This is a genomic window from Streptomyces sp. NBC_01092 (genome assembly GCF_045039535.1).
Lineage (GTDB): Bacteria > Actinomycetota > Actinomycetes > Streptomycetales > Streptomycetaceae > Streptomyces.
Genome location: NZ_CP108659.1, coordinates 10,331,083 through 10,345,096, shown reverse-complemented (window position 1 = coordinate 10,345,096; position 14,014 = coordinate 10,331,083). Strand labels below are relative to the sequence as shown.

11 protein-coding genes are annotated in these 14,014 nt (G+C 71.0%); 5 read left to right on the top strand and 6 right to left on the bottom strand.

The annotated features are described in order from the left end of the window. Window positions 1-6: 6 nt before the first annotated feature. On the bottom strand, window positions 7-2,913 hold the full coding sequence (locus OG254_RS46055) for a helix-turn-helix transcriptional regulator (protein WP_405593736.1): 2,907 nt from the start codon (window positions 2,911-2,913) through the stop codon (window positions 7-9). Between the two features lie 150 nt (window positions 2,914-3,063). On the opposite strand from OG254_RS46055, the gene OG254_RS46050 reads away from it, so the two are divergent. Then, window positions 3,064-3,552 (top strand): acyl-CoA thioesterase, encoded by a 489-nt coding sequence (locus OG254_RS46050; protein ID WP_405593735.1) that lies wholly within the window; start codon window positions 3,064-3,066, stop codon window positions 3,550-3,552. 75 nt (window positions 3,553-3,627) lie between these two features. On the opposite strand, the gene OG254_RS46045 is transcribed toward OG254_RS46050, so the two are convergent. Beyond that, window positions 3,628-4,422, bottom strand: coding sequence for a hypothetical protein (locus OG254_RS46045; protein ID WP_405593734.1), 795 nt, complete (start codon window positions 4,420-4,422; stop codon window positions 3,628-3,630). 292 nt (window positions 4,423-4,714) lie between these two features. On the opposite strand from OG254_RS46045, the gene OG254_RS46040 reads away from it, so the two are divergent. Then, window positions 4,715-5,140 (top strand): nuclear transport factor 2 family protein, encoded by a 426-nt coding sequence (locus OG254_RS46040; protein WP_405593732.1) that lies wholly within the window; start codon window positions 4,715-4,717, stop codon window positions 5,138-5,140. Between the two features lie 133 nt (window positions 5,141-5,273). Here OG254_RS46040 and OG254_RS46035 read toward each other — a convergent pair whose 3' ends face one another. The 3 genes from OG254_RS46035 to OG254_RS46025 form a co-directional block, all read right to left on the bottom strand. Beyond that, window positions 5,274-6,890: an RICIN domain-containing protein gene (locus tag OG254_RS46035; protein WP_405593731.1), complete on the bottom strand. Its 1,617-nt coding sequence runs from the start codon at window positions 6,888-6,890 to the stop codon at window positions 5,274-5,276. Between the two features lie 487 nt (window positions 6,891-7,377). Continuing rightward, the gene (locus OG254_RS46030; protein ID WP_351194866.1) at window positions 7,378-7,755 is read right to left on the bottom strand and encodes a toxin Doc; all 378 of its coding nucleotides are present in this window, start codon (window positions 7,753-7,755) and stop codon (window positions 7,378-7,380) included. A gap of 3 nt (window positions 7,756-7,758) precedes the next feature. After that, a complete protein-coding gene (locus OG254_RS46025; RefSeq protein WP_048578995.1) occupies window positions 7,759-8,004 on the bottom strand; it encodes a hypothetical protein in 246 nt (81 codons plus the stop codon). 210 nt (window positions 8,005-8,214) lie between these two features. On the opposite strand from OG254_RS46025, the gene sigJ reads away from it, so the two are divergent. From sigJ to OG254_RS46010, 3 genes are all read left to right on the top strand, one after another. Continuing rightward, window positions 8,215-9,144 carry an RNA polymerase sigma factor SigJ gene (gene sigJ, locus OG254_RS46020; protein ID WP_405593730.1) on the top strand — a complete coding sequence of 310 codons (930 nt, stop codon included), beginning with the start codon at window positions 8,215-8,217 and terminating at the stop codon, window positions 9,142-9,144. After that, window positions 9,141-10,607, top strand: a complete 1,467-nt coding sequence (locus OG254_RS46015) for a cytochrome bc complex cytochrome b subunit (RefSeq protein ID WP_405593729.1) — start codon at window positions 9,141-9,143, stop codon at window positions 10,605-10,607. Before sigJ ends, OG254_RS46015 begins: the two co-directional genes overlap by 4 nt. A gap of 162 nt (window positions 10,608-10,769) precedes the next feature. Further along, the gene (locus OG254_RS46010; protein WP_405593728.1) at window positions 10,770-11,552 is read left to right on the top strand and encodes an acyl carrier protein; all 783 of its coding nucleotides are present in this window, start codon (window positions 10,770-10,772) and stop codon (window positions 11,550-11,552) included. 61 nt (window positions 11,553-11,613) lie between these two features. Here the strand turns inward: OG254_RS46010 and OG254_RS46005 are convergent, their stop codons facing one another. Further along, on the bottom strand, window positions 11,614-13,857 hold the full coding sequence (locus tag OG254_RS46005; RefSeq protein ID WP_405593727.1) for a glycoside hydrolase family 9 protein: 2,244 nt from the start codon (window positions 13,855-13,857) through the stop codon (window positions 11,614-11,616). Window positions 13,858-14,014: the final 157 nt, after the last annotated feature.

The following is a 14,014-nucleotide window of genomic DNA, read 5'->3' as shown; positions in this document are numbered from 1 at the left end:
GGGGTGTCAGGGCAGCAGGCCGTGCTCCATCGCGAACCGTGTCACGCCGGTCCGGGTCCGCCGGCCGGTCTTGTCGTAGATGTGGGCGAGATGGTGCCCCACCGTCCGGGCCGAGATCGACAGCTGTATGCCGATCTCCCGGTTGCTCAGTCCCTGGGCCGCCAGGCGCAGCACCTGCACCTCACGTTGGGAAAGGCCGGCGGGCGGCTCCGCGGGCTCCTCCGGTCGGTGTACGGCGGGCCGGACGGCCTGAGCCTCCCGGGCGGTGAGCGGTTCCAGGACCGCCACCGCCGCACCGTGCCCCGAATACGGGCGCTCAACCGGGCCGCGGAATCCGCCCGTTGCCCTCAGTTCGCTCTCCGCCCGCGCCGCGAACGCCGCGGCGCCCATCGCGGACAGCAGCTCATACGCCGTCAGCAGCTGGGCGCGGGCGTCGACCCGGCGCCGCTGCCGGCGCAGCCACTCGCCGTACACGAGGTGGGCCCGGGCCAGGTAGGTGCGCATCCGGGTCCGGCCGAGGCGCTCGATCGCCTCGCGGTGCAGGTCCTCCGCCGCAGCGTCGTCGGCGATCAGGGCCCGCGTCGCGGCCGTGATGCCGAGCGCCCAGTCGGAGCCGCAGGGCAGGGTGCGAGCCGCCAGTTCGTCGACCGCGGCGGCCGCCTCCTCCCGCCGCCCCAGACGGACCGCGGCTTCGACGACCTCGGGCAGGGCCATCACCCCGAACGCCGAGATACGGATCTGCCGCGCGGCCTTGAGCGCCGCGGTGAGCGCGGCTCCGTACCGCCCGCCGCCGTTGTGCAGCACCGCGGCGGCCAGCTCGGTGATCGTGACCGCCGTTGCCTCGCCCCGTGTGGCGGCCTCCCGCGCGCCGTGCTCCAGGAGTTGCCCGTCGCGGTGCGGGTCGCCACGCCATCCGGCGAGGAATGCGGTGCCGTACGTCGTGCGGGGCGCACCCGTCGCCTCCGCCACAGCGTCGGCCTCCCGGATGAGGGCGGCGGACTCCTCGAAGCGGCCCTGGTGCAGGCGCAGCCACGCCTCGAAGTTCAGCCCGACCGGCAGCACGGCCAGCGCCCCCGAGTCCCGGGCGGTCGCGGTCAGCCGCACGCTGAGCGTCTCCAGGGCCTCGTCGTCCCATACGGCCCAGGCAGCGCGGCAGGCGAGCGGCAGGGCCCGTATGTCATCGGAGCCGCGGTAGGCGCCGAGGGCTGCCCGGATGTCCGGTACGGCAGCCGGAAGTCCCTGGGTGAAGAGCTTCACCAGGCCGTCCAGCAGCAGGTCCGAGGCGGCCGGCGAAGACGGGCGCGGCGTGCGGGCGAGCACCTCCTCGGCGGCTCGGACGACCGTTTCGGCCTGCCCGAAGCGTCCCGCCCAGGCCGCCGCCCACAGCACTTCGAGGAGGGTCTCCCGGGCGAGTGACGCGTCGAGCGGGCTGAGCAGTCGCGCCGCTTCGAGCAGCAGCGGTGGAGCCTCGCTGCCCCGCTGCACCGCGAACGAGACCCGGCCGCGCAGCCGTACCGACCGGGCGTGCTGGAGTTCGTCGAGCAGACCCGTGTCCAGCGCCGCGATCAGACTGAGCGCCTGGTCCGGAGCGCCGGCGTCGTGCTTGGCCTGCGCGGCCGACAGCAGACGGGCGTTGCGGCGCGGCGGATCCGGCGTCAGCACGGCCGCCTTTTCCAGGAACGCCGCCGCGGCGGCCATCCCGCCCCTGGCCTGTGCCCGCTGCGCGGACCGCTCCAGCTCGGCCGCGACGTCCTCGTCGACGCCCGTGGTCGCCAGCGCCCGGTGCCAGGCGCGCCGGTCGGGTTCCGTGCCCCGGTCGGTCGCCCTCGCCAGCACCGCGTGCGCGGCCCGGCGCTCGGCGGCCGGCGCGGTCCGGTACACGGCCGAGCGTACGAGGGGGTGGGCGAACCTGACCCGGGCGCCGAGCTCCAGCAGCCCGGCCGTCTCCGCGGGGGCCGCCGCATCGAGTCCCGTACCGAGGGCGGTGCATGCGCGCTGCAGCAGTGCGGGATCGCCGACCGGCTCTGCCGCGGCGATCAGCAGCAGGCGGCGGGTGGGGTCGGGCAGGGCCGCGACGCGGCTGTGGAAGCTGCGTTCGATGCGTCCGGCGACGGTGTCGGTGTCCGGGACCGCGAAGCCGCCCGCGATGGCCGCCGGCCCGGCGCCGCGCGCCAGTTCCAGCAGGGCGAGGGGATTCCCGCGTGCTTCGGCGATGATCCGTTCGCGAACCGCGGCGTCGAGAGGTGCCAGGACCTTCGCGGTCAGCAGCGCGCGAGCCTCGCCCTCGGGCAGACCGGACAGGGTGAGCGTGGGCAGCCCGCGCAGCACTTCGGCGGCCTGCGCACCTTGACCGCCTGGTCCGACGGCGGTGCCCGGAACCTCGCGCAGCCCGAAGGCGAAGGCGACACGCAGTGCGCCGACCCGGCGGGCGACGAACGCGAGGACTCGCGCCGAGGCGCTGTCCAGCCACTGGGCGTCGTCCACCACGCACAGCGCCGGCCGTTCCCCGGCGGCCTCGGTGAGCAGGCCGAGAACGGCGAGTCCGACGCGGAACGGGTCGGCCGTCCCGTCGCTGCGCAGCCCGAACGCCGTCTCCAGTGCCTCCCGTTGGGCGCCGGGAAGGTGCCCGATCCGGGGCAGCAGCGGCTCGCAGAGCTGGTGCACGGCTGCGAACGGCAGGTCCATCTCGAACTCGACGCCGACCGCCCGCAGCGGCTCGAAGCCGGTCGCGGTGTCCGACGCGTGTGCGAGCAGGGTGGTCTTGCCGATGCCGGCCTCGCCGGACACGACCAGCGCGCCGCCCTCTCCCTCGCGCGCCGCCGCGACGAGCCGTCCGACCGTCTCGGCCTCGCGTGCCCGGCCCCGGATGCCGGTGGGGCGGGCGGCGGGTGCCGGTGCGCGGTCTGGTCTCATCTGTGTCTCCCCCTGCTCCCAGGATATCGGGGTCGGATCACCGAGCCGTCCCGCTGATAGGCCGGTTGACCGATGCCGCCGTGCGATCCGTTCGTGAGGGTGGGCCGAGTCAACGTCGAGCGGCGATGCCGCGACGGTCGAAGGAGAGCAATGGTGTACGCGTCAGAAGCAGTCGAAGTGGAGTGCGTCGAACCGGCCGACGTCAGCTTGGACGACCTCGACTTCATGGGGAATCTGCACAACGGCCGGTATCCGATGCTGGTCGAGCGTGCGCTGGTACGGATCTGGGCGCGGGCCGGGTACTCGTTCGTCGACGGCGTGCCGACCCACCCCGATGTGGTGCACGTCGTGATCGAGCAGACCGTCCGGTATCGCAGCCCGGTCCGCACGGTCGGGCGTGTCAACGTGGCCTTCCGGATGGAGCGGCTCGGCAAGAGCAGCATGGTCTATGCCTTCCGCGTGGTCTCCGACGACGGGGGGACGGTCCACGCCGAGGGCACCCGCACCGAGGTCAATGTGGACATGTCCTCGCTGGGGTCGGCGCCCTGGGCGGGCGAGACCCGGGAGACGGCGCTCAGGTTGTTCGGGCCGCCCGCCGCGGACACTTCGCGGACCGCGCCCGCCTCGCGCCCGGCGTAGCCTCGCCGGTACCCATGTGCGCGGCGCGGCCATACCGGCCGCGCCGCGCAGTTGTGTCCGACTGGGCCCGAGCCGTCAGTGATCGTCCCTGACGGTGGTGGCGATGCCGTTGGCCACGACGACCTCGGCGCTGAAGCCGCCCTTCGCGGCCGCCTCCAGCTCGGCCTCGGTGCACTCGGTGCCGCCCTGGCCGCCCTCGCCCGTGTTCTCGTCGCCGCAGATGTCGCCGTAGCCCCAGATCTCGGTGTCCTCCGCGACGAAGAACTGCTGCTCCTTGCCGCCGGGTTCGGAGACGGTGTACTTGCCCGGCGCCAGGTAGGTGACGTTGCCGAACCAGGTGCCGTTGACGCCCTTGCCCTTGTCGATGCCCTCTATGGTCCCCTGGCCCTCCTCGGCGCCGGTGCCGGGCTCGCTGTCGTCCACGGCAGCGCCTTCGTCCGGTGCCGGCCGCTCGGTGACGGTGGTGGCCACACCGTTCTTCATGACCACGTCCGCGGCCACCGAGCCGCTCTTGAGCACCTTCTCCAGGTCGTCGATCGTGCAGGCGGTGTCGGCGGCGGGGTTGTACTCCCCGCAGATGGCACCCGCGCCGTAGACCTCGGTGTCGTCGGCGAGGAAGAACTGCTGCTCCTTGCCGTCGGCGCTGACGATGTGCTTGCCCGGCGCCAGGTATTCCACCAGGCCGCCGGCGAAGGTCCCGCTCACTCCCTTCGCGCCGGCCGTCTTCGCCTCCGCCGCCGCGGACGTGCCCGCGGGGGTCGGCGAGCTGGAACCGGTGACGTCGTCGCCGTTGCAGGCGGTCAGGAGCGCGGCCCCGGCCAGGAGCGCGGCGGTGGCGAGAAGGGTCCTGGTGTTGCAGGAGTCGGCCATGGTCGTGTCCCCGTTTCATGGAACCGGGGCGCGGCGGAATCCGCCCCCCGTGGTCGTCTGATGCCCCATCACGATGCGTGGGGCGACGATGCGCACGGAAGAGCGATCTTCGGCCCACGACGGCGCTGTTACCGTTCGCGGACGCTTGGCACACCCCTGAGTCATGAGCCGAAGGCCCCACGGATTTGGCGCTCGTGAGCGATAGGTCGGTTGACCGATGCCGGCCACGCCCCGGTCGATGACTGTGTATCCGCAGGACAACGAAACCGGTAGGACATGGGAGTGCTGAGAGATGCAAACCGAAGAGACCATCGGTCGGCAGAGCGACCGGGCGCAGAAGAACCATCAAGTGGTGACCTCGCTGTACGAGGATCTGCGGCGCGGTGACGTCGCGTCGCTCGTGAACGCGCTGAGCGACCGGATGGACTGGGTCGTCGCGGCCGGACTGCCGTACGGGGGGAGGTACCGCGGTCGTGAGGGGGTGGCCGACGCGTTCGCCCGGATCAACGACGCGTGGCAGGAGCTCGCCGTGCTCCCGGCGGAGATCATCGCCGTGGGGGACCTGGTGATCGCGCTCGGCCACTACCGGGGCCGCGGACGTGCAACGGGCATGAGCATGGAGTCCCGCTTCGTCCACCTGTGGCGCTTGGAGGAGGGGGTCCCGGTCGCCTTCGAAACCGTCGCCGACACCCGGACGATGGTCGACGCCATGCGATGAACCGTCGATCTCGCATCGTTCCGAGGGCCGCACCTCGGCACAGGTGAAGGCGCGCAGGGGGCGCCTTCACCTACGCCGACGCCGGGACCGGGCAGGTCCGGGGGGGGCCGACCCTGCCGCTCCCTGAAGAGGACTACGCGTTCTCCTCCCCCACCCGCACGGCCCGCGCCCCCGGCGTCTCCACCTCCGCGCTGGACAGTGAGCCGGGGCTCGCCGACGTCGCCGGATCGGTCAGCCAGCGCTGTGCGTCGGAGCCGTCGCGGACCTTGACGACGATGTCAACGTCCGCGGCAGCCGTGGTGGGCGCCAGGGCGAGCTGCTCGTCCCAGCGGGGCAGCAACTCGCCCTGGACGGTGAGGTCGTAGCGCACGTCGCCGGCCCGCCCGGAGTCTTCGTCGACGCAGGCGCCGAGGATCACCACACCGGCGTCCGCGTGCGAGTCCAGGCACAGATCGGGCTCCGCCACGCTGCGCAGCAGCCCGTCCTTCTCGTACGACCACTGCTGGGTGTCGTCGTCCGAGCACTCGGCCAGCTCGGTTCCGGCCCCGGCCTTGGCCGCGCCCCGGACGTCGAGGCACAGGTCGGCCTCGGCGTTGCGCAGCCTGGTCTGCCGCGGTGCGTTGGGGAGTTGGGCCGTGCCGGGCGGCGAGGAGGACACGGCGGGCGGCACCTGGGGTGCCGTGCCACCGCCGGTGGCCGAGGCGGCCGGGTCGACGCCGTCGTCGTCCGACAGCAACCCGGCGGCGAGCATGATCGCGATCAGCCCGGCCGAGGCCACGCCCACCCCCGTCAGCAGGGCGCGCGAGGAGCGCGGCCCCCCGGCGGGTCTGCGGATCTGCGCGGGGATCCGCGCCAGCAGACCGCGCCGGCCGGCGCCGTGCCGGGCAGCGCCGCGGGCTCGGGTCGCACCGCCCTGGACTCGGCCCGGTCGGGTGTCCAGATAGCGGCGTGCGCCCCAGCCGAGCACCGCCTCGGCGATGAGCACGCCCAACCCGCCCTCGAAATGACTCAGTTGTTCGGCGGCGTTGCGGCAGTAGCGGCACTGAGTCAGATGCTGCTGGACATCCGGCAGCAGGGCCCCACCGCGGCGAATGGGGACGTCGAGGAGGCGGTTGTAGAACCGGCAATCCTTCGTCGGCGCGAGTTCCCGATGGGCATGTACACAACCTTCGCGGAATTTATCACGCGCTTGTTCGAGCGCCGCCGAGGCGGTAACGGTATCCATGCCCAGCAGACCGGCGGGGACGGTTAGCGGCTCGGCTTCGACCTCGGTGTGCCAGAGCAGAGATCGGGCAAGTCCGGGAAGTGCCTGGAATGACCGATCGGCAAGCTTCCGATTTTCGGGCGTCATGGACTTCGCGGTACGCATACCGCGACCGCCGGCGGGTTTCCCCAGCTCCGGCAGAACGCCCGCTATTCGGTCGTCGGAGGACCACTGCCGGACGGTGTCCCGGACGGCGACGAGGAGCCGGGGGCGCAGTGCGAGGGCCGGTTCGCCCAGCGCCAGCCGGTCGAGGACCTGATGGAATGCGGCTGCGGTGACCAGGTCCACGACATCGGCCGGGGAAGCGAGACAGATCACCGCGTATTCGCGGGCCGGCTGCCAGTGCCGCGCCATGAGCAGGGCGACGGACGGAGCGGCCTCGCCGTCCGGCCGGCCACGGAGTCTGGCGGCGAGGCCTTCGTCGGATTCTTCGGGAACCCCGCCGGGCGGCGGGTAAGGCGGGCGAGGGGGGTGGGGGGTGGGCACTGAACGGATTCCTTCCCACGCGCAAGACACAGAAGTTCTGATCGCCGAAAAGGACCGGTGGCTTGGTGTGTACCTCTTCGACATGAGCGCGGGGAGCGCGAATTCACCAACGCCCATCCGCACCGGTTCCCCACGGAACGAATGTGCTCCGGTCTTTTCCAACCCCCCACGGGTAGTTCACCCTTGCACAGCACACTGATGACCAACAAGGCACTTGGGCAACATCAGCCCCATTGAAAGAAAGTCAGATACGGCGGCAACTCGCCGCACCCTCGCCACCTTTCGGCATTCCATGCGCCCCGTGTGAAACCCACGCACGCGCCGGAGCACCACGCACGCTCCCCGGCGTACGCGTCCACGTAGTCCACTGGAAGCGGCCCCTTCGGAAGGCCCTGTGGAGGATGAGGGCCGCCGACCCCGTTCCTCCCGCCCTCGGTCGGCGGCCCCGGGGTGGAGGGAACGGGGATCGCCGCAGGGGCGGGCGGGGTCAGATCTGCCAGGCGCGCAGCCGGTCGGCCGCGCCGTACACGTCGATCTTGCCGGAGATCAGGTCACGGGCGAGGTCGACCAGGGCGCCGTAGGGCGGGTCGATGCCGACGCCGCTGACGAACATGTAGGCCACCGCGGCGGAGCAGGCGAAGCGGGCGTTGGCCGAGGGCAGCGGCTTGAGCAGAGCGAGGGTGTGCAGCAGAGCGGCGGCCCGCCAGGCCGGGTCGGAGTCGACGCCGAGACGGGGCGGATCCACGCGATGGCGGGCGACGGCGGCGACCAACGCGGAGAAGTCGTTGATCGTGGGCTGGTCCGGCAGGACCTCTTCGTGCCGCTGGAGCAGCCAGGGCACGTCGATGTGGATGACAGGTGCCATCGGTCAGGCAGCCCGCCCCTCGCCCTTGGCGGACGGTTCGTCGTCGGGGAAGGCGGCCGCGAATTCGTCGGCGTGCGACGCGAAGAACCGGCGGAACGCCTCGGCGCCCTCCTGCAGGGCCCGGTGCCGGGCTATGTCGGCCGCGGCGGCCTCTCTTACGAGCGCCTTCATCGACGTACCGCGTTCCTTGGCGATCTGCCGGAGGTCCTCTAGCTCGCGGTCGCTGAACTCCACGTTGAGAGCTGGCATGCTCCTCACGGTACCGCTCGGGTACTCACGCGTAAATACGAGCAGGTCAAGTGTGATGTACACCGGTACCAGGGGGCGCCGGACCGGGCTTGCGGGCCGGCGACCGCGCGCCGATGCCACCGAGGCGTAGGTCACATTCAGCCGTGGGATGTCACATTCCGACCCGCGCCGGGCCTCGCAGTAGTGAGCGCGCACCGGGAGGCCCCACGTATGTCCGACATCCCCGAAACCGTCACCGACGACGCGACCGCCGTCTTCGTCGAGCACCGTGAGCTGATGTTCGGCGTCGTCTACAACATGCTCGGCACTGTCGCCGACACCGAGGACGTCCTTCAGGAGACCTGGCTGTCATGGACGGCGCGGGGCGGCGGCGCGCCGCTCGACGGGGTCGAGAACCCGCGGGCGTATCTGGTGCGGATCGCCGTCAACCATGCCCTGACGCGACGGGCCGTGATCAGCCGCCGCCGCGAGACATACGTCGGCCCATGGCTGCCGGAGCCACTGGTCGCGCAGGGCGAGGACGAGGCGCCCGAGGACCCGGCGCTGCGCGCCGAGTCCGTGTCGCTCGCGATGCTGGTGGTCCTGGAGTCGCTGACTCCGCTGGAGCGCGCGGTGTTCGTGCTGCACGAGGTGTTCGGCTACCCGCACACGGAGATCGCGGAGATCATCGACCGCAGACCGGCTGCCGTACGACAGTTGGCGCATCGGGCCCGCGAGCACGTGCACGCGCGGCGGCCGCTGTACGAGGCGCATCCTCGGGTGCGGCGGGAGGCGACCGAGCGGTTCGTGCGGGCCGCGGTGGGCGGCGACATCGCCGCGCTGCTGGAGATCCTCGCGCCGGACGTGACGGTGTGGGCGGACGGCGGTGGCAAGCGCCGGGGCGCCGGGCTGCGTCCGGTGCACGGCCGGGACAAGGCGGTCCGGCTGCTCGGCTCGTACGCGCGCCGGGGCGGCGGCGCGGGCCTGCTGGACCTGCGTTACCGCCGGGTCAACGGCGACGACGCGGCCGTGCTGTTCCAAGGCGAGGAGCCGTACGCCGTCCTGGTCCTGGACCTCACGCCGGACGGCGAGCAGGTGTGCGGCGTCTACGTGGTGAGCAATCCCGAGAAGCTCACGCATGTGCACCGGGGGGAGGCATGAGCACCCGGGAGTCGCCCGGCAGGGGCGAGCGGGTCGCGGACTGGTTCGACGGCCGGCTCGGCATCCACACCCTCGGCCGGAAGTACCTGCGCAAGGTCTTCCCGGACCACTGGTCCTTCCTGCTCGGCGAGATCTGTCTGTACAGCTTCGTGGTGCTGATCCTGACGGGCGTGTACCTGACCTTGTTCTTCCATCCGTCGATGAACGAGGTGACGTACCAGGGCAGTTATGTGCCGCTGGGCGGCGTTCGCATGTCGGAGGCGTACGCGTCCACGCTGGACATCAGCTTCGACGTGCGCGGCGGTCTGCTGATGCGGCAGGTGCACCACTGGGCGGCGCTGGTCTTCGTCGCCGGGATGCTCACGCACATGATGCGGCACTTCTTCACGGGGTCGTTCCGCAGGCCGCGCGAGATCAACTGGCTGTTCGGCTGGACCCTGCTGTTCCTCGGCCTGTTCGAGGGCCTGTTCGGCTACTCGCTGCCGGACGACCTGCTGTCGGGGACGGGTCTGCGGTTCGTGAACGGGGCGCTGCTGTCCGTCCCGATCGTCGGGACGTATCTGTCGATGTTCCTGTTCGGCGGCGAGTACCCGGGCGACGACATCGTGGCCCGCTTCTACTCGCTGCACATCCTGGTGATCCCGGGCATCATGGCGGCGCTGGTGGTGGCGCACATCCTGCTGGTCGTGTACCACAAGCACACGCAGTTCGCGGGGCCCGGACGCACCGAACGCAATGTCGTCGGCGCCCCGTTCATGCCGGTGTACATGGCGAAGGCGGGCGGCTTCTTCTTCCTGGTCTTCGGCGCCCTCGCCCTGATGGCGGCCGTCGCGATGATCAACCCGGTCTGGTCCTACGGCCCCTACCGTGCCGACCAGGTCTCCACCGGCGCCCAGCCCGACTGGTACCTGGGCTTCGCCGAGGGGCTGGTCCGGATCATGCCGGGCTGGGAGATCACCCTCTGGGGCCACACGCTCGTCCTCGGGGTGCTGATCCCGGTCGTGGTCTTCCCGCTCCTGCTGGTCTTCATCGGCGTGTACCCGTTCCTGGAGGCCCGGGTCACGGGCGACCGGCGCGAGCACCACCTCCTCGACCGCCCTCGAGGCCGCCCGGTCCGCACCGGGATCGGCGCGGCCTGGATCAGCCTCTACCTGATCCTGCTGGCGGGCGGCGGCAACGACATCGTGGCGACCCGGCTCCATCTGTCGATCAACACGGTGACCTGGGCGGTCCGTATCGCGGCGCTGGTCGTCCCGGTGGCCGTGTTCGTCGTGACGCGGCGGATCTGCCTCGGTCTCCAACTACGGGACAGGGAAAGGGTGTTGCACGGCCGGGAGACGGGTGTGATCAAGCGGCTTCCGCACGGCGAGTACGTCGAGGTGCACGAGCCGCTGGACCAGGCACAACTCCACACCCTGACCGCTCACGAACGGCCCGGCGAGCTCGTGGAACACGAACAGTAGGGATACGGACAGGCAACAAAAGGGCAAACGGAATGTACTAGGACGGTCCGCTCCCGACGATCCCTACAACCCCCGGTGATGTCCCGCTGTCACACCCCATACCGACACCTGTGGTGTTCCGGTACGACAACCCCTCACATCACCAACGGAGTTCACGTGTTCATGCGCTCAACTGCCGCCCGATCGGCCACCGTCGCGGCTCTCGCCCTTGCCGCCACCGCGGTGGTCGTGCCGCCCGTACACGCTGCGGACGGCGACGACTACCGGGTGACTTTCACCAGCAGCACCGCCACGACGGACTACAAGAACCGCACGGTCGATCTGACCGGCACCCTGACCCGCACCGACGGCACGCCGGTCGCCGACGCACCGGTCCAGCTCGAGGAATCGGTTCTGTTCGACACCTGGAACCCGTGGGGCGACCCCATCGATCCCACCGAGTGGGAGACCCGCAGTGCGGGCACCGTCCGCACCGACGCCGAGGGGCACTTCACCTTTGAGGACGTGCCCGCGGACCGTGTCGAGAACACTCCCAGCCCCTACCTGTTCCCCCGCCACCAGGTGATGTTCCGGGCGATCTACGACACCGACCCCACCGACTTCCACATGGCGTTCGCGGACACCACGGTCAAGGTGAAGCCCCTGACCAGCGCCATCAGCTACCGGGTCAACAAGACCACGGTGCGCGAGGGCGACACGCTCGTCGTGAAGGGCCGGGTCGCCTGGCCGGCCGGGCACGGCCCGATCGCGGGCACCCGGGTGTTCCTGCGGACGTACTTCGAGAGCGCCTACAACGCGCAGACCACCACCGACGCGCGCGGCAACTTCACCGTCCGCGCGAAGATCCGGGACTACGACAACGAGTTCGTGGTCTTCTCCGCACCCAAGGACTACTACATAGCGGGCGCGAGCAAGGACCTCCCGGTCAAGAACGTCACCCCCTAGCCGGGTGCTCGTCGTGAGGGAAGCCCGCTGCCGCACCCGTCGGCAGCGGGCTTCCCGACTGTCACCCTTGGTCGGCGACGAAGGAGGCCATCCGGGTCAGGGCGGAGTTCCAGTTGATCGTGTGCTCGTTGGTCGACCAGGACTGGATGTCGTCGATGTAGCAGAACTGACCGACACAGCCCCGGAGTTTGCTCTGTGCGTAGGGATCCTGGATGCCCGAGTTCGGGCCGCCCGCGAGCGTGCCGGCCGGCGGGTTCGGCTGGTTCGGGTCGAGCTGGTGGGCGTACCAACGGGCGTGCTGGTTATGGGAGTTGACCTCGCCGTAGCCGGTCACGTACGAGAGGTTGAGCGCGTTGCGCCCGAAGAGGTAGTCCATGCTCTGCACCGCGCCGTCACGGTACTTCGAGGCCCCGGTGATGTCGTAGGCGGTGGCGATGACGACGGCGTTGTGCAGGATCTGGTGGTTGGAGCCCCAGTCGTAGAGGTTGCCCTCGGGGGCGTACGGCATCCCGTACGGCTGCGACTTCAGCGTGGCCAGGTAGCGGTCCGCCCCCTCGACCACGGACCGGCGCACCTGGTCCCTGCCGGGCAGCCCGCTCGGCACGGTCGCCAGGTCCAGCCGGGCCGCCGCGGCCGTCCTCGCCCAGTCGTAGCCGAGGGAGCCGAAGATGTCCGCCGTGTGCACGGGCGAGCCGAGGACGCGATCCGCGAACTCTCGCTCCCCCGTGGTGAGATACAGCTCGGCGGCGGCCCAGTAGAACTCGTCGGTGACGTTGTTGTCGGCGTAGGTGCCGCCGCCGATGCCGTCACTCTCGGAGGCGTACCGGTCGGGATGGGCGAGCGCGGCCGACCACGCCGTGCGGGCGGCGGCCAGTGTCCTCGCCGCGAACTGCCTGTCGTACGGCTTGTACAGGCGCGCCGCCTGCGCGGCCGTCGCCGCCAGGTTCAGGGTCGCCGCGGTGGACGTCGGGTGCAGTTCACGCTTTTGCGGGTCGTCGCTCGGCAGCAGCGGCAGGCCCGTCCACTGCTCGTCATGGATCTTGTGATGCGCCATGCCGGCCAGCGGCTGCCCGGCGGGCACCTGCATCTTCAGCAGGAACTCCAGCTCCCAGCGGACCTCGTCCAGGATGTCCGGCACCTTGTTGCCGCTCTCCGGGATGGCGAGCGTGCCGTCGCGCAGCTTCTCGGACTCCCCGGTACGGGCGAGCAGTTCGCGCTCGTAGGTGCTCAGCAGCTCCCACACGGAAATACCGCCGTTGACGACGTACTTGCCATGGTCGCCCGCGTCGTACCAGCCACCGGTCACATCGAGCGTGTAGTCGCACACGCCCGGCTGACAGGGCACCGCGCCGTCGCCCTGGTTGGGAGCGACATCGACGTGACCGGCGGGGCGGGCGTAGCCGGGGCGCAGATCGTCGCGGATCGCGATGCCGCTGCGCTGCGTGTAGTAGTACTTCACGGCGTCCAGGCGCAGCCGCTCGTAGGCGGCCGCTGCGATGTCGAAGGGGCGGCTCGTCTCCCCGTCGGCGACCAGCGTGAAGTCCTTGCCCGGCTTGCGGTGGGCGCCGAAGTCGATGGAGTGGACGTTCTGCGCGGAGGAGGCGTCGGTGCCGCGGGGCACGGTCCAGCCGTGGGCGACCACGGCCCCGGAGGCGTTCTTCAGCTGCCAGGGCAGTTTCCCGGTGGCGTTCGTGACCAGCGTGGCGTTCTTCGGCCCGGCGGGCAGATAGGCGACCTGGTTCACCCGCACCCGCGGCCCGGTGTCGGGCTCGTAGACCTCCGGCGGGACGCCGCCCAGCAGAGAGGCGTCGTCCATGCAGAAGCGCCACGCGTCCGCGCTGCCGCCGAGCTGGAAGGCGACCTGGCCCTGCGGGGTGTCGACGGGCGAGGTGAAGGTGTACGCGTAGGAGTTCCCGGAGACGCTGAGCTCCGGGGTCACCTCGAAGTAGGTGTCGTACGGCGCCGCCGACAGGCCGACAATGGCCCGCACGACGTGCCCCTCGGGCGAGCCGTTCGCGGTGAAGGAGAAGCGGTACGACTCCCCCTTCACCAGCGTGATCTCGTTCTGGCCGACGGCGGCGTCCCAGCGGTTGGCCGTGCCGCCGGGCACATCGGCGCAGAGCTGCCCGCCGGACAGGCCCGCGGTGACGTTGCTGGTCGTCCACCACGGCTCGGTAGTGGTGTCGAAGGCGCCGTTCTTGAGCTGTTCGACCTCCTCGGCGCCGGCCGGTGCGGCCGGGACCGCGGTGAGTGCGGCCGCCAGCAGGGCCGTCAGGGACAGCAGGGCGGTTCTGCGTCGTTTCACGTCTGGGCTCCTCGGAGAGAGGTGCGGGTGACGCTCGCGATGGGAGCGCTCCCAGATGCGGACGCAGCCATGCTTGTCGGCAACATGACACTCCGTCAACGGTCCGGACGGGGGGTTTCGCTCGCGGACGCCGCCGAAGCACTAGGCTGGGGCGCAA

Bases quoted from the DNA above. Each gene is read 5' to 3' on its own strand.
- OG254_RS46015 (WP_405593729.1), top strand. From the start codon at position 9,141: ATGAGCACCCGGGAGTCGCCCGGCAGGGGCGAGCGGGTCGCGGACTGG.
- sigJ (WP_405593730.1), top strand. From the start codon at position 8,215: ATGTCCGACATCCCCGAAACCGTCACCGACGACGCGACCGCCGTCTTC.
- OG254_RS46045 (WP_405593734.1), bottom strand. From the start codon at position 4,422: ATGGCCGACTCCTGCAACACCAGGACCCTTCTCGCCACCGCCGCGCTC.
- OG254_RS46010 (WP_405593728.1), top strand. From the start codon at position 10,770: ATGCGCTCAACTGCCGCCCGATCGGCCACCGTCGCGGCTCTCGCCCTT.
- OG254_RS46055 (WP_405593736.1), bottom strand. From the start codon at position 2,913: ATGAGACCAGACCGCGCACCGGCACCCGCCGCCCGCCCCACCGGCATC.
- OG254_RS46050 (WP_405593735.1), top strand. From the start codon at position 3,064: ATGGTGTACGCGTCAGAAGCAGTCGAAGTGGAGTGCGTCGAACCGGCC.
- OG254_RS46040 (WP_405593732.1), top strand. From the start codon at position 4,715: ATGCAAACCGAAGAGACCATCGGTCGGCAGAGCGACCGGGCGCAGAAG.
- OG254_RS46025 (WP_048578995.1), bottom strand. From the start codon at position 8,004: ATGCCAGCTCTCAACGTGGAGTTCAGCGACCGCGAGCTAGAGGACCTC.
- OG254_RS46030 (WP_351194866.1), bottom strand. From the start codon at position 7,755: ATGGCACCTGTCATCCACATCGACGTGCCCTGGCTGCTCCAGCGGCAC.